This is a genomic window from Streptomyces monashensis (assembly GCF_001866665.1).
GTDB classification, from domain to species: Bacteria; Actinomycetota; Actinomycetes; order Streptomycetales; family Streptomycetaceae; genus Streptomyces; species Streptomyces monashensis.
The window spans coordinates 258,105-276,100 of record NZ_MLYO01000036.1; the positions used below are offsets into that span (position 1 = coordinate 258,105).

General features: G+C 73.4%; 18 protein-coding genes. 12 read left to right on the top strand and 6 right to left on the bottom strand.

The features are described 5' to 3' along the window. Positions 1–21 precede the first annotated feature (21 nt). Genes BIV23_RS23410 through BIV23_RS23420 form a run of 3 tightly spaced genes read right to left on the bottom strand, consistent with a single transcriptional unit; the run spans position 22 to position 2,397 of the window. Positions 22–1,236, bottom strand: coding sequence for a sensor histidine kinase (locus tag BIV23_RS23410; protein ID WP_071382883.1), 1,215 nt, complete (start codon positions 1,234–1,236; stop codon positions 22–24). A gap of 57 nt (positions 1,237–1,293) precedes the next feature. Further along, on the bottom strand, positions 1,294–1,572 hold the full coding sequence (gene pspAA, locus BIV23_RS23415; protein ID WP_071372371.1) for a PspA-associated protein PspAA: 279 nt from the start codon (positions 1,570–1,572) through the stop codon (positions 1,294–1,296). A gap of 33 nt (positions 1,573–1,605) precedes the next feature. Further along, positions 1,606–2,397 carry a PspA/IM30 family protein gene (locus BIV23_RS23420; RefSeq protein WP_079173311.1) on the bottom strand — a complete coding sequence of 264 codons (792 nt, stop codon included), beginning with the start codon at positions 2,395–2,397 and terminating at the stop codon, positions 1,606–1,608. Between the two features lie 319 nt (positions 2,398–2,716). Here BIV23_RS23420 and BIV23_RS23425 point away from each other — a divergent pair, with 319 nt between their 5' ends. From BIV23_RS23425 to BIV23_RS23435, 3 genes are all read left to right on the top strand, one after another. Next, on the top strand, positions 2,717–3,313 hold the full coding sequence (locus tag BIV23_RS23425; protein ID WP_071382885.1) for a DUF3043 domain-containing protein: 597 nt from the start codon (positions 2,717–2,719) through the stop codon (positions 3,311–3,313). An 83-nt stretch (positions 3,314–3,396) separates the two neighbouring features. Continuing rightward, positions 3,397–4,098, top strand: a complete 702-nt coding sequence (locus BIV23_RS23430; protein WP_071382886.1) for a class I SAM-dependent methyltransferase — start codon at positions 3,397–3,399, stop codon at positions 4,096–4,098. 69 nt (positions 4,099–4,167) lie between these two features. Further along, a complete protein-coding gene (locus BIV23_RS23435) occupies positions 4,168–5,241 on the top strand; it encodes a S1C family serine protease (RefSeq protein WP_071382887.1) in 1,074 nt (357 codons plus the stop codon). A gap of 56 nt (positions 5,242–5,297) precedes the next feature. On the opposite strand, the gene BIV23_RS23440 is transcribed toward BIV23_RS23435, so the two are convergent. Further along, positions 5,298–5,516, bottom strand: coding sequence for a hypothetical protein (locus tag BIV23_RS23440; protein ID WP_071382888.1), 219 nt, complete (start codon positions 5,514–5,516; stop codon positions 5,298–5,300). A gap of 80 nt (positions 5,517–5,596) precedes the next feature. On the opposite strand from BIV23_RS23440, the gene BIV23_RS23445 reads away from it, so the two are divergent. Then, positions 5,597–6,799: a bifunctional adenosylcobinamide kinase/adenosylcobinamide-phosphate guanylyltransferase gene (locus tag BIV23_RS23445; protein ID WP_071382889.1), complete on the top strand. Its 1,203-nt coding sequence runs from the start codon at positions 5,597–5,599 to the stop codon at positions 6,797–6,799. On the opposite strand, the gene BIV23_RS23450 is transcribed toward BIV23_RS23445, so the two are convergent. Beyond that, entirely contained in the window at positions 6,775–7,773 is a 999-nt protein-coding gene (locus BIV23_RS23450; protein WP_071382890.1) for a methyltransferase domain-containing protein, read from the bottom strand. The two genes, BIV23_RS23445 and BIV23_RS23450, sit on opposite strands and share 25 nt — an antisense overlap. Before the next feature lie 133 nt (positions 7,774–7,906). On the opposite strand from BIV23_RS23450, the gene cobT reads away from it, so the two are divergent. The 3 genes from cobT (at position 7,907) to BIV23_RS50460 (ending at position 11,737) form a co-directional block, all read left to right on the top strand. Then, positions 7,907–9,070, top strand: coding sequence for a nicotinate-nucleotide--dimethylbenzimidazole phosphoribosyltransferase (gene cobT / locus BIV23_RS23455; RefSeq protein WP_071382891.1), 1,164 nt, complete (start codon positions 7,907–7,909; stop codon positions 9,068–9,070). An 81-nt stretch (positions 9,071–9,151) separates the two neighbouring features. Then, entirely contained in the window at positions 9,152–10,948 is a 1,797-nt protein-coding gene (locus BIV23_RS23460; RefSeq protein ID WP_071382892.1) for a phosphatidylglycerol lysyltransferase domain-containing protein, read from the top strand. Positions 10,949–10,990: 42 nt separating this feature from the next. Beyond that, the gene (locus tag BIV23_RS50460; protein WP_071382893.1) at positions 10,991–11,737 is read left to right on the top strand and encodes a hypothetical protein; all 747 of its coding nucleotides are present in this window, start codon (positions 10,991–10,993) and stop codon (positions 11,735–11,737) included. A gap of 202 nt (positions 11,738–11,939) precedes the next feature. On the opposite strand, the gene BIV23_RS23470 is transcribed toward BIV23_RS50460, so the two are convergent. Beyond that, positions 11,940–12,707 carry a hypothetical protein gene (locus tag BIV23_RS23470; protein WP_071382894.1) on the bottom strand — a complete coding sequence of 256 codons (768 nt, stop codon included), beginning with the start codon at positions 12,705–12,707 and terminating at the stop codon, positions 11,940–11,942. Between the two features lie 61 nt (positions 12,708–12,768). Here BIV23_RS23470 and BIV23_RS23475 point away from each other — a divergent pair, with 61 nt between their 5' ends. The 5 genes from BIV23_RS23475 to BIV23_RS23495 all read left to right on the top strand — a co-directional run. Further along, on the top strand, positions 12,769–13,563 hold the full coding sequence (locus BIV23_RS23475; protein WP_071382895.1) for an adenosylcobinamide-GDP ribazoletransferase: 795 nt from the start codon (positions 12,769–12,771) through the stop codon (positions 13,561–13,563). 53 nt (positions 13,564–13,616) lie between these two features. Then, a complete protein-coding gene (locus BIV23_RS23480) occupies positions 13,617–14,237 on the top strand; it encodes an RDD family protein (RefSeq protein WP_079173314.1) in 621 nt (206 codons plus the stop codon). A 198-nt stretch (positions 14,238–14,435) separates the two neighbouring features. Beyond that, positions 14,436–15,974 carry a leucyl aminopeptidase gene (locus BIV23_RS23485; protein ID WP_071382896.1) on the top strand — a complete coding sequence of 513 codons (1,539 nt, stop codon included), beginning with the start codon at positions 14,436–14,438 and terminating at the stop codon, positions 15,972–15,974. A gap of 290 nt (positions 15,975–16,264) precedes the next feature. After that, positions 16,265–17,653, top strand: a complete 1,389-nt coding sequence (gene lpdA, locus BIV23_RS23490) for a dihydrolipoyl dehydrogenase (protein ID WP_071382897.1) — start codon at positions 16,265–16,267, stop codon at positions 17,651–17,653. A gap of 62 nt (positions 17,654–17,715) precedes the next feature. Then, a partial coding sequence (locus tag BIV23_RS23495) for a biotin/lipoyl-containing protein (protein WP_342746374.1) occupies positions 17,716–17,996 on the top strand: 281 nt, incomplete at its 3' end.

A 17,996-nucleotide genomic window follows, 5' to 3' on the forward strand; every position in this document is an offset into this window, starting at 1 on the left:
CCGGGGGCCGTCGTACGGCGCTCAGGCCGTAGGGGTCTCGGTGCGGGTCTTGACGGGCAGGATCGCATGGACGCGGAAGCCGCCGCCGTAGCGGGGTCCGGTGGTGAGGGTGCCGCCGAGGGCGGTGACCCGCTCGCGCATGCCGAGCAGCCCGTGCCCGCCGCCGGTGCCGGGCGCGCTCGGCCCGCCCGGGCCGTCGTCTACCACGGTCACCTCGATGTCCGGTCCCACGCGGACGACGCTGACCTCGGCCCTGGCGCCGGTCCCGGCGTGCTTCTGCACATTGGTCAGGGCCTCCTGGACGATGCGGTAGGCGGCCAGCTCGACGGCGGCCGGCAGATCGGCGTCCGGTCCGGCGCGGGCCACCTCCACCGGGAGCCCGGCGCTGCGGAAGGTGCCCGCGAGATCCTCCAGCCGGCTCAGCCCGGGCGCGGGCTCGGTGGGCGCCTCGGGGTCGCCGGACTGCCGGAGCAGGCCGACGGTCGCGCGCAGCTCGTCGAGGGCGCTGCGGCTGGCCTCGCGGACGTGGGCGAGGGCCTCCTTGGCCTGGTCCGGCCGCTTGTCCATGACATGCGCGGCGACCCCCGCCTGCACGTTCACCAGGGCGATGTGATGGGCGACGACGTCGTGCAGATCGCGGGCGATACGCAGCCGCTCCTCGGCGACCCGGCGCCGGGCCTCCTCCTCACGGGTCCGCTCGGCCCGCTCGGCGCGCTCGCGGATGGCCTGTACGACCGCGCGCCGGCTGCGCACGGCGTCCCCGGCGGTGGCGCCGATACCGGTCCAGGCGAGCACGCCCAGGTTCTCCTGCGCGTACCACGGCAGGGGGCCGCCGAGCATGGCGGCGGCCGTCAGCACGGTCATGGTGAGCAGACCGACGCGCAGGGTGGTGGTCCGGTCGGTGGTCGAGGCGACGGTGTAGAGGGCGACGACGGCGGCCATCGTGACCGGGGCACGCGGGTCGCCGGTGACGCACTCGACGACGGCGAGCGTGCCGGTGACGGCCAGCACCGGCATGGCAGCGCGGCGCCGGAAGACGAGCGCGCCCGCGGCGAGCAGCATGAGGAGGAGGCTCAGGGCGGCCGGGGTCCGGGCGCCCCAGCTGGCCCCGTCGGTGCCGCGCGGCGTCACGAACGATCCCGCGACCATGCATCCCAGCACGCCCGCGGCGACGCCCGCGTCCAGGGCCCACGGATGCGCCCTGACGCTGCAACGGGCGCGTTCGAGAGTGCTCACAGGAGGAACAGTACGGGGGCTTTGTAACGCCCGGTGCCGGTGACGGCCCGGGCGGCGCTACCCCGGGATCAGCCCCTCGTCGCCGAGCATCTCCCGGACCTCCTCCAGCGAGGCGTCCGGCGACGGAAGGATCAGTTCCGAGGGCTCCAGCGCATCGTCCGCAAGCGGAGCGCCGAGGCGGCGGACGGAGTCGAGGAGGGCGCCGAGGACGCGGCGGAAGCCTTCCTCGTCGCCGCTCTCCATCTCGTCCAGCAGCTCGTCGTCGAGCTTGTTCAGCTCAGGGAAGTGGGAGTCGGCCAGCTGCCACTGGCCCTCCCCCATGATCCGCACGATCACGTCGGCCTCCTCGGCCCGGGCCCCGGTGCCGGACTACTGCTTGTCGAAACGCGGGGTGTCCCGCGGCTGCTGCTGGGGCTGCCCCTGCGCGGTGCCGCCCTCGATGGCCTGCTGCGGAGAGCCTCCGGCCAGCTCGGCCTTCATCCGCTGGAGCTCCAGCTCCACATCCGTACCACCGGAGAGCCGGTCCAGCTCGGCGGCGATGTCGTCCTTGGCCGTGCCGGTCGGGTCGTCGAGGGCGCCGGAGGCGAGCAGTTCGTCGATGGCGCCGGCGCGGGCCTGGAGCTGCTGCGTCTTGTCCTCGGCGCGCTGGATGGCCAGGCCGACGTCGCCCATCTCCTCGGAGATGCCGGTGAAGGCCTCGCCGATGCGGGTCTGGGCCTGGGCGGCGGTGTAGGTGGCCTTGATGGTCTCCTTCTTCGTGCGGAAGGCGTCCACCTTGGCCTGGAGGCGCTGGGCCGCGAGGGTGAGCTTCTCCTCCTCGCCCTGGAGCGTCGCGTGCTGCGTCTCCAGGTCGGTGACCTGCTGCTGGAGCGCGGCGCGGCGGGACAGCGCCTCGCGGGCCAGGTCCTCGCGGCCGAGCGCGAGCGCCTTGCGGCCCTGGTCCTCCAGCTTGGAGGACTGCTGCTGCAGCTGGTTGAGCTGGAGTTCCAGACGCTTGCGGCTGGTCGCCACGTCGGCGACGCCCCGGCGCACCTTCTGGAGCAGCTCCAGCTGCTTCTGGTACGAGTAATCGAGGGTCTCGCGCGGGTCCTCGGCCCGGTCAAGGGCCTTGTTCGCCTTCGCGCGGAAGATCATCCCCATACGCTTCATGACACCGCTCATGGGCTTCGCGCGCCCCCTTCTGACGGACTCCAGCTCACAGATCCTGCGACAGGACCCACAGTACGGGCCCTGACTCCATTACCGCACCGTTCGGGGAGTGATGCGCTCATCCCCAAGGACGACTGCGGACCGTACCGCTCCGGCGTGAGGAGTAGGTGACCCCCTGTCGTGACGTCCCCTCTGTCCCCCTACGACGACTGGCGTTGCCGGATCGTTCCCCGCCGGGCCCGGGTCCATGCCCGCCCGTCGCCCACCACCGCCCTTGTTTTGAGGGGCCTGCGGCCCCACACCTTTTGATGAGCGCTTACCCTTGGTTCTTGTGTTCCGTAGCCGTGCCAAGGAAGAGAAGGCCCACGCCGACAAGGCGCAGGTGACCGACTCCAAGCAGCCCCGTGACCCGCAGGCCAAGAAGGGCAGGCCCACGCCCAAGCGCAGTGAGGCCCAGTCCCAGCGCCGCAGTGTCGCCAACACGCCGACGACCCGCAAGGACGCCGCCAAGCGCCAGCGCGAGGAGCGGCGCCAGGCGCTGGAGCGCCAGCGCCAGGCCCTGGCCACCGGCGACGAGCGGTATCTGCCGGCCCGGGACAAGGGCCCGGTGCGCCGCTTCGCCCGGGACTGGGTGGACTCGCGGTTCAACGTGGCGGAGTTCTTCCTGCCGCTGGCCGTGATCATCCTCGTGCTGAGCATCGTGCGGGTGGGCGCGATCCAGAGCATCGCGCTGCTGCTGTGGCTGGTCGTGATCGTGCTCATCGTGCTGGACGGGGCGATCAGCGGCTTCCGGCTGAAGAAGCGCCTCAAGGAGAGGTTCCCCGACCAGAACACCCGGGGCGCCGTCGCCTACGCCCTGATGCGCTCCCTCCAGATGCGTCGGCTCCGGCTGCCCAAGCCGCAGGTCAAGCGCGGAGAGCGGCCCTGAGCGCAGACGCCTTCACCGGGGATGCGGCGGGTGCCTGGCTGCGTAAGCTGGGCGGGCTGCGGGACGTCGTCCGCCAGGAGCTGGTGGCCCGGCAGCTCGACGAGCAGATAGCTGGGCGGTTCCCGGTCGGCCGGCGGCTGCGGGTGCTCGACGTGGGGATGGGCCAGGGCACGCAGGCGCTGCGGCTGGCCCGCCTCGGCCACCAGGTCACCGGCGTCGAGCAGGACGCGGCGATGATCGACGCCGCCCGCGAGGCGCTGGCCGCGCAGCCCGAGGGCATCCGCGAGCGGGTCCGGCTGGTGCAGGGAGACGGGCGCGACACGGGCGTGCACTTCCTGCCGGGCAGCTTCGACGTGGTGCTGTGCCACGGCGTGCTGATGTACGTCGAGGAGCCCGACCCGCTGGTGGCGGGCCTGGCCCGGATGCTGGCCCCCGGCGGCCTGCTCTCCCTGCTGGTGCGCAACGGCGACGCGCTCGCCATGCGCCCGGGCCTCTTCGGCGACTGGGCGGGCGCCCTGGCCGCGTATGACACGACGTCGTACCACAACCGCCTGGGCCTCGACGTCCGGGCCGACCGGCTGGCCACGCTGACCGCGACGCTCGCCGGTCTCGCGGCCCCGCTGCACGCCTGGTACGGGGTGCGGGTCTTCACGGACACGGCCGCGGACGACGCGCCCATCCCGGACGACCTGGACGCGCTCCTGGCGGCCGAGGAGCGGGCCGGCCGTACCGACCCCTACCGCGGTGTGGCGGCACTGCTGCACCTGTGCGGCGTACGGGGCTGAGCCGGACGCCCGCGCCCGTTCGGCGGAACAGCTCGGGCCGGGTGACCGGCGTCCGGTGAGACTCGGGGCATGGACGCTACCCGTACCCGTGCCCTCGGCCGGGCCGTGGCCGCCGCCGCGCTGGTGTGCTGCGCGGCCCTCGTCGCCGGCTGCTCCCCCGCCTCCACCCCGGCGGAGCGGGACTCCGCGAGGACCGCGCGGGCGGACGTACCGATGGCCGCGAGCGATCTCCAGAGCCAGTACCAGAAGGTGATCAAGGAGGTCCTGCCGTCGGTCGTGCAGATCCAGGCGCGCGACGAGCTGGGCTCCGGGGTGGTGTACGACGACCGGGGACACATCGTCACCAACGCGCACGTGGTCGGGCAGGACAAGACCTTCAGGGTGACCACGGCCAACAGCGAGGAGCCGCTCACCGCGAGCCTGGTGTACTCGTATCCCGTGCAGGACCTGGCGGTGATCAAGCTGGACAGGGTGCCGGACGGGCTGCGGGCGGCGACGTTCGGCGACTCCGAGAAGGTGGACGTCGGCCAGATCGTGCTGGCCATGGGCTCGCCGCTCGGGCTGTCGTCCAGCGTGACGCAGGGCATCGTCTCGGCGGTCGGACGGACCGTCAGCGAGAACCGCTCCCGCGGCGGTACGGGCGCGACGCTGGCCAATCTGGTGCAGACCTCGGCCCCCATCAACCCCGGCAACAGCGGCGGCGCCCTGGTCAATCTGAACGGGGAGGTCATCGGCATCCCGACGCTCGCCGCCGCCGATCCCTCCCTCGGGGGCAGCGCGGCGCCCGGCATCGGGTTCGCCATCCCGGCGTCGATGGTGCGGACGATCGCCGGCCAGATCGTGAAGGAGGGCAGGGTCGTCGATTCGGGGCGGGCCGCGCTCGGCGTCATCGGGCGGACGGTCGTGGACGCGAGCTACCGGCCGGCCGGCGTGGCGGTGGTCAGCGTCAGGCCCGGCAGCGCGGCGGCCACGGCGGGCCTGCGGCAGGGCGACGTCATCACCCGGCTGGGCAGCCGGCCCATCAGCACCATCACCTCCCTCTCGGAGGCGCTGGCGGCGGACCGGCCGGGCCAGAAGACGTCGGTGACGTACGAGCGGGGCGGCACCGAGAAGACGGTGCACGTGACGCTCGGCGAACAGTGAGGAACCGGCGCGCGGGAGGCCGGGGGCACGACCGTGCGGCCATGCCCCCGCCACGCTCAGCTCTCGGCGGCGGCGCGCAGGCTCATGGGAGCCGGGTAGATCTCGGTGTCGTCCTCGAACAGCCGGACCTGCTCGACGCCGCCGTCCAGCAGCGCCCGCCACTGCTCGCCGATCCAGGACTCGGCATCCCCCTGCGTGGTGAACTCCTCGGGCTCCACGGCGGGCTCGGTCTCCGTCCCGTCGGCCTTCTCGAACCGCCACGTCCATGCCGTCATGCAGGCCTCCTTCGATCCAACACGTGCTGGCAGACTAGCCGGAAGCGCGAGACCTGATCAGACGGGCGAAAATCGATTCCGTGGAAGTGACTCTGCTCGGTACCGGCGCCCCGGCCGGACTGCCCCGCCCCGCCTGCCCCTGTGCCGCCTGCGCGAGTGCGCTCGGACCGGACGCCCGGGCGGCGACCGCCGTGCTGGTGGACGGGGCGCTGCTGCTCGATCTGACGCCGGGCGTGGCGTTCGCGGCGGCGCGGGCCGGGCACTCGCTGGGCGGGGTGCGGCAGGTGCTGCTGTCGCATCCGCACGACGGCCCGGCGGTGGAGGTGCCGGCCGGGCTGCCGCAGCCCGGCCGGGTGCCGGACGGGCGGGAGTTGGCGCTGCTGACGGGGCATCGGGTGCGGGCGGTGGCGATGGACGCGGGCGGCACCGGGTACGCGGTGACGGGACCGGACGGGCAGCGGCTGCTGTACCTGCCGCCGGGCGGCGCCCCGGCCGGCCTGGAGGAGCCGCGGGCGGAGTCGTACCACCTGGTCCTCGCGGACGTGGTGGCCCGGCCCGACGCGCTGGCCCGGCTGCGGGCGGTGGGTTCGGCCGGCCCGACGACGGACGTGGTCGCCGTCCACCTGGACCACGACGTGCCGCCCGGCCCGGAGACGCGGCGGCGGCTGGCGGCGGCCGGGGCGCGGGCGGTGCCGGACGGTTCGACGCTGACGGTCGGGGTGTACGAGGACGTCCCGGACGTGCCGCGCCGCACCCTGGTCCTGGGCGGCGCGCGCTCGGGCAAGTCCGTGGAGGCCGAACGGCGCCTGGAGTCCTTCCCGGACGTGCTGTACGTGGCGACGGGCGGCACGCGCGGCGGGGACTTCGAGTGGGCGGCCCGGGTGGCCCTGCACCGGGACCGGCGGCCGGGCTCGTGGCGTACGACGGAGACGACCGACCTCGTGCCCCTGCTGGGCCGGGACGGCCCGCCGCTGCTGATCGACTGTCTGTCGCTGTGGCTGACGGACGCGATGGACGCCGTGGGGGCGTGGGACGACGCGGAGTGGGCGGGCGGCGGCGAGAAGCTGCTGCGGGAGCGGGTGCGAGAACTGACGGACGCCGTGCGCGCCACGCGCCGGACGGTGGTGGCGGTCTCGAACGAGGTGGGCTCGGGCATCGTCCCGGCCACCGCCTCCGGGCGGCGCTACCGGGACGAACTCGGGCGGCTGAACGCGGCGTTCGCGGCCGAGTGCGAACAGGTGCTGCTGGTGGTGGCGGGTCAGGCGCTGGTGCTGCGGGGCTGACCGCGCCGGGCGATGACGCGGTACGCGTTCGAGAAGCGGGTGCGGCGCAGCAGCGGCGCCAGCATGTGGTCCAGGGCCGAGGCCGTGGCGACGAGGGGGCCGAGGACCCGCCGGAGGAACGGGGGCGCCTGGGCCAGGGAGAGGGACAGCGCCGCCGACAGGTCGTAGGGGATGTGGGGTGTCCGGCGGTCCGTCGCGAGGACCGTGCAGCCCTGGGCCTCCAGCTCCGCGCACAGGTTGGCCAGGGGCAGCAGGTGGAGATGGCGGGGCTGGCCGTACGGGAGCCACCGGCGGCCCAGCAGCGTCCCGAACAGGCAGCGCGGGTCCGGGAGTTCGAGCAGCAGCAGGCCTCCGGGGCGCAGCGCCGCCAGGGCCGCGCGGAGTTCGGCGCGCGGGTCGGGGCTGTGCTCCAGGTGGTGGAAGACGCTGACCACGTCGTAGCGCGAGCGCAGGCGGGGCAGGACCCAGGCGTTCGTGAGATCGCCGATGTGCGCTTCCTCGACGCGGCCCGCCCGGCGGGCCTGTTCGACGCGCGGGGTCGGGTCCAGGCCGTCGAAGGACGTGTACGGGAGGACCTCCCTCGCCGTCTCCGGGAAGCGGGCGTGCCCCGTGCCCACGTCCAGCCAGCTCTCCGGCTCGGCCAGCGCCAGCACGGTGTGGGCCACGGCCAGGTGCCGGCGGCGGACGGCGCCCGGGGACAGCATCCGGTCGGCGAAGTCGCCCAGGTGGTTGGCGTAGAAGGCCAGGTGGCGCAGGGCGAGGCCCTCCGCCGTGAGCCGGGGGTTCTGGAAGGCGTGCCCGCAGTCGCGGCACTGCTCCACGCCGCAGCTGCCCGGGCCGCGGCGGCGCGGCGGCGTGGCCCGCGCGCGGGTGCGCAGCCGCCTGCCGCCGCACCAGGGGCAGTCCGCGCGGCGCGGCTCGTGGTGCGGGTCGGCGGGCGACCCGGTGTGCGGGGTGGGGGGCGAGGTCGGCATGGGCTGCTCCCTGTGCGACATTCCGCTGCAAAACGGAACGTATGGGATACCGATCTTGGGTGCAAAGACGTCATGCGAGTGTGGTGGCGATGTGGCGCGGAAGGAGCCGTCGGCGGGCGGTACTGTTCGGCGAATGAGCAGGCTTAATCTGGACGACTTCACCGATCTGATCGAGCGCCCGGACGGGGGCGTTCGCCGTGACGCCGAGGCCCGGCGGGAGCGCCAGATCGTGCCCCCCGGGGCACTGGGGCGCCTCGACGAGCTGGGCGAGTGGCTGGCCGCCGCACAGGGCACCACACCGGTACGGCCGCTCGAGCGGCCACGGGTGATCCTCTTCGCCGCCGACCACGGGGTCGCCGAGCTCGGCGTCTCGGCGCGGCCGGCGGGCGGCGCGGAGCAGCTGGTGCGGGCGGTGCTGGAGGGGGCGAGCCCGGTGTCCGTGCTCGCGCGGCGCCAGGAGGTCCCCGTGCGGGTCGTGGACATGGCCCTGGACTGCGACCCCGGCGCCTTCCCCGAGGACGTCGTACGGCACCGCGTGCGGCGCGGCAGCGGCCGTATCGACATCGAGGACGCGCTCACCGACGACGAGGCCGAGGCGGCCCTGCGGGCGGGCATGGCGATCGCCGACGAGGAGGCCGACTCGGGTACGGACCTGGTCGTGCTCGGCGACATCAGCGTGGGCGGCACCACGGCGGCGGCGGTCCTGATCGCGGCGCTGTGCGGGACCGACGCGTCGGTGGTGACCGGACGCGGCGGGCTCGCGATCGACGACCTGGCGTGGATGCGCAAGTGCGCGGCGATCCGGGACGCGCTGCGGCGGGCCCGGCCGGTGCTCGGGGACCAGTTGCAGCTGCTGGCGGCCGTGGGCGGGGCGGACCTGGCCGCGATGACCGGGTTCCTGCTCCAGTGCGCCGTACGGAAGCTGCCGGTGATCCTGGACGGCGTGGTGGCCGCGGCCTGTGCGCTGGTCGCTCAGCGGGTCGCCTTCCGGGCGCCGGACTGGTGGCTGGCCGGGCACGACAGCGGGGAGCCGGGGCAGGCGAAGGCGCTGGACCGGATGGCGCTGGAGCCGCTGCTGCAGCAGGGCGTCAAGGTCGGCGAGGGTACGGGCGCGCTGCTCGCGCTGCCCCTGGTCCGGTCCGCGGCGGCGCTGGCGGCGGAGCTGCCGGAGAAGCCCGAGGAGCCGGAGGAGCCGGAGGAGGTGTCCGGGAATTCCGAGGACTCCGAGAAGAAGCCCGGCGAGGTCGGGGAACTCGGGGAACTTGAGGAATCCGGGGAATCCGGGGCAGAGGAGTAGCACGGCACGGTCCCGGGACAGGAGGGGCACCCCGGCGGAAAAGTGTGGTTCGCCAGGGCGGCCCCCATATGATCCTGCCCCATGGGAGATGCCCGAATTGCCGTACCGCCGCAAGCCGAACCGGGGCGCCCGGGTGAGGAGGGGCGGCGGTCCACCGGGGCTTCCCGACGGGCCGCCGCCTTCGCCGTCTGGTACCTGCGGACCGTCGCCTTCGTCAACTTCCTCAGCGCGGTCTGGGTCTCGCTCGGGCAGGACGTGCGCCGGCACAACCAGGACGACTACTTCACGCCGTACCTGCTCACGGCCGGCTTCGCCTCGGGCGTCTTCACCGCGTTCCTCGCGATCACCATGCGCCGCCGCAAGCGGGCGGCGTGGATCCTCAACCTGGTGATGAGCGGGGCGTTCCTGGCGCTGTTCGCGTTCGCCATGGTGTTCCCGGAGATCCGGCGGTACGCGCAGAACTGGATCTCGCTCGGCCTCACGGCCGTCTTCGTCGGCGCGCTGCTGGCCGGCCGCCGGGAGTTCTACGCCAAGGGCGACCGCTCCAACCCCCGGCTCGCCGCGACGGTCGCCGTCGGCGGCGGGCTCGCCTCCTCGCTGCTCGCCGGGCTGCTGATCACGGTCACCAACGAGGCGCCGGACGCGGCCCGTTCGACCTTCCTGGAGCGCTGGCACTACGGCGCCCTGCGCCTGGTGTCGGTGGCCGCCGACGAGTCCCGCTTCCCCGGCATCGACCCGCCGAACTGGGCCAACGTCGCGATCAACGTGCTCAGCACGGCCCTCGTCCTCGCCGTCTTCTACGCCGCCTTCCGCTCCCGGCGCGCCGTCGACCCGCTGACCGAGGACGACGAGAAGCGGCTGCGGACCCTGCTGGACCGGCACGGCGAGCGGGACTCGCTGGGCTACTTCGCGCTGCGCCGGGAGAAGAGCGTGGTGTGGTCGCCGACCGGGAAGGCGGCCGTCGCCTACCGGGTCGTCGGCGGGGTCTCGCTCGCCTCCGGGGACCCGATCGGGGACCCCGAGGCCTGGCCGGGGGCGATCGATCCGTGGCTGGCCGAGGCGCGGGCGCACGGCTGGATCCCGGCGGTGATGGGCGCGAGCGAGGAGGCGGGCACGATCTACGCCCGGCACGGCCTGGACGCGCTCGAACTCGGCGACGAGGCGCTCGTGGAGGTGGCCGAGTTCACCCTGGAGGGACGGGCCATGCGCACGGTGCGCCAGGCGCACAACCGGGTGAAGCGGGCCGGGTACACGGTGCGCATCCGGCGCCACGCGGACATCCCGGCGGACGAGATGGCGCAGCTGCTGGAGCGGGCGGACGACTGGCGCGACGGGGCGACCGAGCGCGGGTTCAGCATGGCGCTCGGCCGGCTCGGGGACCTCGAGGACGGGCAGTGCGTGATGCTGGAGTGCGCCGACGCCGAGGGCAGGCTGCGCGCGCTGCTGTCCTTCGTGCCGTGGGGGCCGCACGGGCTGTCCCTGGACCTGATGCGCCGGGACCGTGACTCCGACAACGGGCTGATGGAGTTCATGGTCATCGAACTGCTGCGCCGGGCGGGCGAGATCAGGATCACGCAGGTCTCACTGAACTTCGCGATGTTCCGTTCGGTCTTCGAACGTGGCGCGCGCCTCGGTGCCGGTCCGGTGCTGCGGCTGTGGCGGTCGCTGCTGAGCTTCTTCTCCCGCTGGTGGCAGATCGAGTCGCTGTACCGCGCCAACGCCAAGTACCGGCCCATCTGGGAGCCGCGGTTCCTGCTCTTCGAGAAGAGCGCGGACCTGCTGCGCATCGGCCTCGCGTCCGCGCGCGCCGAGGGCTTCCTGGAGGCGCCGGGGCTGCCGAAGTGGCTGCACCGCAGGCACCTCGGCACGCACCGATGACCGCACGGGGACGCCGGGGACGCCGGGGATGAGGAACACCTGATGAGCACGCTCGCCCGCTGGGCCCGTGAGGAGTGGGGGCTGCTGTGCGTCACCCTGCGCGAAGCCGTGCTGAAGCGGCGCCTGCGGGCGATCCCGATGACGCTGATGGCGGTGGGCCTGACGGCCCTGCTCCAGTGGGTGCAGAACCAGCAGTGGGGCTTTCAGTTCGTGCAGAACATGGGCGCCGTACGGGCCGAGGACCCGCTGTGGCTGGCCCTGCTGCGCACCCCGCTCTCGCTCTTCGTGCCGGCGCTGGACCTGCCGGTCTGGGGCGCGCTCGCGCAGATCCTGCTGGTGTTCGGGATCGCCGAGGTCTGCATCGGCTGGTGGCGGACGCTGACCATCGCGTACGTCGCCACGCTCGCCGGGACCCTGTACGCGCGCGTGGGCATCTCCCTCGGCACGCACGCCCCGTTCGGGCTGCCCTGGACGGACGCGGAGGTGGTGGACACCGGCCCGTCGGCGGCCGTGGTGGGCCTCGCCGTGTACGTGGCCTGGCGGTACGGCGCGTACGCGACGGCGGGCGCGGTGACCGTCGCCATGGTGGCCGAGGTGCTCATCAAGGAGAACCTGGCGGGCAAGGAGCACCTGGCCGCGCTGATGGCCGTCGGGACCCTGTGCCTGGCGGTGGCGGTCCGCCACCGCTTCGGCCGCGAGCTGCGCCGGCGACTGCGCCACGCATACGCCCACCACATCCGGCGCGGCCAACGCCGCCCCGGATCCGGGTTGCCGCCGGTCAAGCCCTGAAAGGCACGCCGGGGCCCGGCCGGCCCCGGCACGGACACGGCGATCGCGTGCCCACCGCCCACGACACCGTCAACCACGACCGTCCGGCAGCCGCACCGGACGCGGATCCGGCTTGCCGCCGGTCAAGCCCTGAAAGGCACGCCGGGGCCCGGCCAGCCCCGGCACGGACACGGCGATCGCGTGCCCGCCGCCCACGACACTGTCAACCACGACCGTCCGGCAGCCGCACCGGACGCGGATCCGGCTTGCCGCCGATCAAGTCCTGAAGCGCGCGCCGGGGACCGGCCCAGCGGCGGTCGTGGTGGTAGGCGCGCAGGGTCGCCCGGGCGCGGGTGCGGGGGCGGTGGACGTAGAAGCGGCGGGCCCAGGGGGAGCCGGGGCGGGCCAGTCGGACGGCGCCCACGAGCGCGACCAATGGCACGATCACGCCGAAGACCGCGGTGCGGGCCTTGCCCTTGCTCAGCGCGATGAGCGAGAGGAGGAAGTTCCCGGCGATGCTGGCCGCGACCGTGCCCCGGCTCTGGAGTTCCTGCTGGGACAGGTCGTTGACGCCGAACGGGGCGAACCCGGCGAGCAGCAGCCCGACGAGCGCCGCGGTGAGGACGACGGCCTCGACGCTCTTGCGGCCCTCCTCGCTCCAGTAGACGTCGTCCAGGTGCAGGATCAGCGCGAACTCGTCCAGGACCAGCCCGGCACCCATGCCGAAGAGCACCGCGGAGCCCGCTCCCGCGACGCCGTGCCGGTCGCTGGCGACGGCGCCGAAGCCGCCGACGACGGTGAGGACGACCCCGGGCACGACATGGTGGATGTGCAGCCCGCCCGCCCTGACGTTGCCGAACGGCCCCTTGCCGGCCCGGATCAGGCGGGTGATCACCCGGGTGACCAGGAAGGTCAGCACGAAGGCCGTGAGGGCGAGCAGCAGCGGGAGTTTGCCCGGTTCGAGGATGTTCCGCTGCCACCAGTGCCCCATATGCGCACTTTATCTCCGACGCCCCCGGGGGAGCCCGACGACCGCCGGATACCCTGCGCCGATGCCCACGACCTCGTCGCCCTCGCCCCTCGACGGCCTCCGTTTCGCCTTCGGCACCCTCACCGCGCTGCCCGTCCGGGTGCACCGCTGGGACCGCGGGGCCGCGCGCGGCGGCATGCTGGCCGCGCCGGCGGCCGGGCTGGTCGTCGGCGCGGCGGCGGCCGGCCTCGGCCTGCTGCTGCTCGCCCTCGGCGCCGGCCCGCTGCTCGCCGCCGTCGGCTCCGTCGCCGTACCGGCGGCGCTCACCCGCGGCCTGCACCTCGACGGCCTCGCGGACACGGCGGACGGGCTGGGCAGCGGCAAGCCCGCGGGGGAGGCCCTGCGGATCATGAAGCAGTCGGACATCGGCCCCTTCGGCGTCATCGCCCTGGTCCTGGCCCTGCTGGCCCAGGTCGCCGTGCTGGCCCAGCTCTACGGCGACTCCTGGGGCCGGGGCGCGGCGGCGGCCCTGACCTGTGCGGTGGCCGCCCGCCTCGCCCTCACCCTGGCCGCCCGCACCGGCGTACCGGCGGCCCGCCCGGAGGGCCTCGGCGCGGCGGTCGCCGAAGTGGTGCCGGTGCGGGGCGCACTGGCGGCCTCGGCGCTGTGCACGCTCGCGGCGGCGGCCGGGGGCGTGCCGTTCGGGGCGTACGGCACCGTCCGCGCGGCGGCCGCCGTGCCGCTGTCCCTGGCCGCGGCCGAACTGCTGCTGCGGCGCTGCGTACGGCGGTTCGGCGGGGTGACGGGGGACGTCTTCGGGGCGCTGGAGGAGACGGCGGCCACGGCGGCGCTGGTGGTACTGGCCTTCGGTCACTGAGCGCTAAGCTCTCCGCCCGTACACGGACAAGTGAGCACGATCGGGGGATCTCCGTGCTGAAGCTGCGCCGCGGGACGGCCTGGTTCATAGATTTCGCACTCGTGACGGGCGCGGCCGTGCTGCTCGCCGGCCTCACCTTCCACCGCGTCACCCTCCTCGTCACCGACGTTCCGTCCCTGGCCACGAAGGGCGGCCTCGACCTCGTGACCTCGCGCGGTGACGTCGTCGGCGCCTCCGAACACCTCGGACTGTCCCTGTGGGACTCGGTGGTGCTGGACGTGGAGGAGGCCTTCGGGGCACTCGTACTCGTCACGTTCCTGTACCAGTGGGCCTGTCTGCGGCTGCTCGGCCGCACCCTCGGCAAGGGCCTGCTCGGCCTGCGGGTCACTCCGCGGCGGTCCCGGCACACCCTGCGCCGCGCGGCCGTCACCACCGCCGCCGACGTCGCGGTGTTCGCGCTGGCCTGCGTGCTGCTGGTCGAGGGCCACTTCCTGCTGTCGCTGCTGGTCTGGGCGGCCGCCGTGGTGTTGTTCCTGGTCAACGCGGTGTCGGTGGTCTTCCCCGGCCGCCGCTCGCTGGCCGACCGGCTGGCCGGCACCTCCGTCGAGGGGGCCCTCCGGCGGGCCGGTGACGATGCCCCGGGCGGCGTGCCCCGGGGTGGGACATGGCCGTGACATCACAGTCCGGTGAATACCCGGGGGAATGAGTGGACGCCCGCACGCGCGTAGTCTCGTTGCGGGTGTCCGCCGACACGGTGAAGGCCCCGGTCGCCACCTGTCCTCAGGCCTGGACCCAGGGTCGGCTCCCGGGCCCGGTCGACCCACCCCTCATCGGCCACAGCAACTTCACATCGGAAGCGAGATCTCACCACCGTGACTGCTCTGACTCTCAGCACCTCCGCGGCGCCCGGCCTCCGGGCCGACGCGATCGTGATCGGTGTCGCCAAGGGAACCAAGGGCCCCGTCGTGGCGCCGGGCGCCGAGGCCGTGGACAAGGCGTACGACGGCAAGCTGGCCGGCGTCCTGGAGACCCTCGGCGCCTCGGGTGCCGAGGGCGAGCTGACGAAGCTGCCCGCTCCGGCGGACTTCAAGGCCCCGCTCGTGGTGGCGGTGGGCCTGGGCGCCGAGTCCGACGCCAAGGACGAGACGGACGGCTTCGGCGCCGACGCGCTGCGCAAGGCGGCCGGCGTGGCCGCCCGGGCGCTCGCCGGCACCAAGAAGGCCGCGTTCGCGCTGCCCGTCGACGGCCCGGGCGCCGTCGGCGCGATCGCCGAGGGCGTGCTGCTCGGCGCGTACGCCTTCGACGCCTACAAGGAGGCGGCGAACGGCTCCGCCAAGGGCAAGAACGGCAAGGCGCCGCTCGCCGAGGCCGCACTGCTCGGCGGCAAGCCGCGCGACGCCGCCCACAAGAGCGCCGTCGCCCGCGCCGTCGCGGTCTGCGAGGAGCTGAACCGCGCCCGCGACCTGATCAACACCCCGCCGAACGACCTGACACCGGCCATCTTCGCGGGCATCGCGCAGACCGCGGCCAAGGAGCACGGCCTCAAGGTGCAGGTGCTCGACGACAAGGCCCTGGTCAAGGGCGGCTACGGCGGCATCCTCGGCGTCGGCGGCGGCTCGGCCGCGACCCCGCGCCTGGTGAAGCTGACGTACAAGCACCCGAAGGCGGACAAGCACCTGGCCTTCGTCGGCAAGGGCATCACCTACGACTCGGGCGGCATCTCGCTGAAGCCGGCCGGTCACAACGAGACCATGAAGTGCGACATGAGCGGTGCCGCCGCCGTGTTCGCCGCGGTCGTCGCCGCCGCGCGCCTCGGCCTGGAGGTCAACGTCACCGGCTGGCTCGCGCTGGCCGAGAACATGCCCTCCGGCTCCGCGGTGCGCCCGGGTGACGTGCTGCGCATGTACAGCGGCAAGACGGTGGAGGTGCTCAACACCGACGCCGAGGGCCGGCTGGTGCTCGCCGACGCGCTGTGGGCGGCCTCGCTGGAGAAGCCGGACGCGATCGTGGACGTCGCGACCCTCACCGGCGCGATGATGCTGGCGCTGGGCAGCCGCACCTTCGGTGTGATGGCCAACGACGACGCGTTCCGTTCCGCGCTGCACGAGGCGGCCGAGGAGGTCGGCGAGCCGGCCTGGCCGATGCCGCTGCCGGAGCACCTGCGCAAGGGCATGGAGTCCCAGGTCGCCGACATCGCGAACATGGGCGAGCGGATGGGCGGCGGCCTGGTCGCCGGTCTGTTCCTGCGCGAGTTCGTGGGCGAGGGCATCACCTGGGCGCACCTCGACATCGCCGGCCCGGCGTTCAACGAGGGCGGGGCGTTCGGGTACACGCCCAAGGGTGGTACGGGGTCGGCGGTGCGGACGCTGGTCCGGCTGGCCGAGCAGACCGCCTCCGGCGACCTGGGCTGACGATCGTCCGTGAGCCCGGGGCTCACTGTCGTATCGCCGTTTCGCCGCGTGGGGGCTGGTCGCGCCCACGCGGCGGAGCCGCATATCACATACGGCCCCGCGCCCCTTCGGGCGCTCTAGTGGGGCGTCTCACACCCCGGCCCGGCGTCTCGTACGCCTCGAACAAGTGCAAAGATGGAGCCCGGCAGGACAGGGCCCCACCGAAGGGCCGAAGCATCAAGCGGCCGGACACCAGCCGCCCGCCGGTCACTGGAGATCGGCGCAAGGCGCACATGCATGGAGGACGTGACGTGGCGAACGACGCCAGCACCGTTTTCGACCTAGTGATCCTCGGCGGTGGTAGCGGTGGTTACGCCGCGGCCCTGCGCGGGGCGCAGCTGGGCCTGGACGTCGCCCTGATCGAGAAGGACAAGGTCGGCGGCACCTGCCTGCACCGGGGTTGCATCCCCACCAAGGCCCTGCTCCACGCGGGCGAGATCGCCGACCAGGCCCGCGAGAGCGAGCAGTTCGGCGTCAAGGCCACCTTCGAGGGCATCGACGTCCCGGCCGTCCACAAGTACAAGGACGGTGTCATCGCCGGCCTGTACAAGGGCCTGCAGGGTCTGATCGCGTCCCGCAAGGTGACCTACATCGAGGGTGAGGGCCGGCTGTCCTCCCCCACCTCGGTCGATGTCAACGGCCAGCGCATCCAGGGCCGCCACGTCCTGCTGGCGACCGGCTCCGTGCCGAAGTCGCTGCCGGGCCTGGAGATCGACGGCAACCGGATCATCTCCTCCGACCACGCCCTCGTCCTGGACCGCGTGCCGAAGTCCGCGATCATCCTGGGCGGCGGTGTCATCGGCGTCGAGTTCGCCTCGGCGTGGAAGTCCTTCGGCTCGGACGTCACGGTCGTCGAGGGCCTCAAGCACCTCGTCCCGGTCGAGGACGAGAACTCTTCGAAGCTTCTCGAGCGCGCGTTCCGCAAGCGCGGCATCAAGTTCAGCCTCGGCACCTTCTTCCAGAAGGCCGAGTACACGCAGGACGGCGTGAAGGTCACCCTCGCCGACGGCAAGGAGTTCGAGGCCGAGGTCCTCCTCGTCGCCGTCGGCCGCGGCCCGGTCTCCCAGGGCCTGGGCTACGAGGAGCAGGGCGTCGCCATGGACCGCGGCTACGTCCTGGTCGACGAGTACATGCGGACGAACGTCCCGACCGTCTCCGCCGTCGGTGACCTGGTCCCGACGCTCCAGCTCGCGCACGTCGGCTTCGCCGAGGGCATCCTGGTGGCGGAGCGTCTGGCCGGTCTGAAGGTCGTTCCGATCGACTACGACGGTGTCCCGCGGGTGACGTACTGCCACCCGGAGGTCGCCTCCGTCGGTATCACCGAGGCCAAGGCCAAGGAGATCTACGGTGCGGACAAGGTCGTCGCTCTGAAGTACAACCTGGCGGGCAACGGCAAGAGCAAGATCCTCAACACCGCGGGCGAGATCAAGCTCGTCCAGGTGAAGGACGGTGCCGTGGTCGGCGTCCACATGGTCGGCGACCGCATGGGCGAGCAGGTCGGCGAGGCCCAGCTGATCTACAACTGGGAGGCGCTGCCGGCCGAGGTCGCCCAGCTCATCCACGCCCACCCGACGCAGAACGAGGCGATGGGCGAGGCGCACCTGGCGCTGGCCGGCAAGCCGCTGCACTCCCACGACTGAGCCTTCGGTCAACGGGCGCGACGACACAGACTTCCGCAATTTCGTAAGGAGCAACCGAAACCATGGCGGTTTCCGTAACCCTTCCGGCGCTCGGTGAGAGCGTCACCGAGGGCACTGTCACCCGCTGGCTGAAGGCCGAGGGCGAGCGCGTCGAGGCCGACGAGCCGCTGCTCGAGGTGTCGACCGACAAGGTCGACACCGAGATCCCCTCGCCCGTCGCCGGTGTGCTGTCCTCCATCAAGGTCGCCGAGGACGAGACGGTCGAGGTCGGCGCCGAGCTGGCCATCATCGACGACGGCACGGGCGCGCCCCCCGGTGCAAGCACCGGCTCCACTGGAGCGGC

Coding starts and splice junctions, on each gene's coding strand:
- BIV23_RS23420 (WP_079173311.1), bottom strand. CDS start 2,397: ATGAGCGGTGTCATGAAGCGTATGGGGATGATCTTCCGCGCGAAGGCG.
- BIV23_RS23435 (WP_071382887.1), top strand. CDS start 4,168: ATGGACGCTACCCGTACCCGTGCCCTCGGCCGGGCCGTGGCCGCCGCC.
- BIV23_RS23440 (WP_071382888.1), bottom strand. CDS start 5,516: ATGACGGCATGGACGTGGCGGTTCGAGAAGGCCGACGGGACGGAGACC.
- BIV23_RS23450 (WP_071382890.1), bottom strand. CDS start 7,773: ATGCCGACCTCGCCCCCCACCCCGCACACCGGGTCGCCCGCCGACCCG.
- cobT (WP_071382891.1), top strand. CDS start 7,907: ATGAGCAGGCTTAATCTGGACGACTTCACCGATCTGATCGAGCGCCCG.
- BIV23_RS23460 (WP_071382892.1), top strand. CDS start 9,152: ATGGGAGATGCCCGAATTGCCGTACCGCCGCAAGCCGAACCGGGGCGC.
- BIV23_RS50460 (WP_071382893.1), top strand. CDS start 10,991: ATGAGCACGCTCGCCCGCTGGGCCCGTGAGGAGTGGGGGCTGCTGTGC.
- BIV23_RS23470 (WP_071382894.1), bottom strand. CDS start 12,707: ATGGGGCACTGGTGGCAGCGGAACATCCTCGAACCGGGCAAACTCCCG.
- BIV23_RS23475 (WP_071382895.1), top strand. CDS start 12,769: ATGCCCACGACCTCGTCGCCCTCGCCCCTCGACGGCCTCCGTTTCGCC.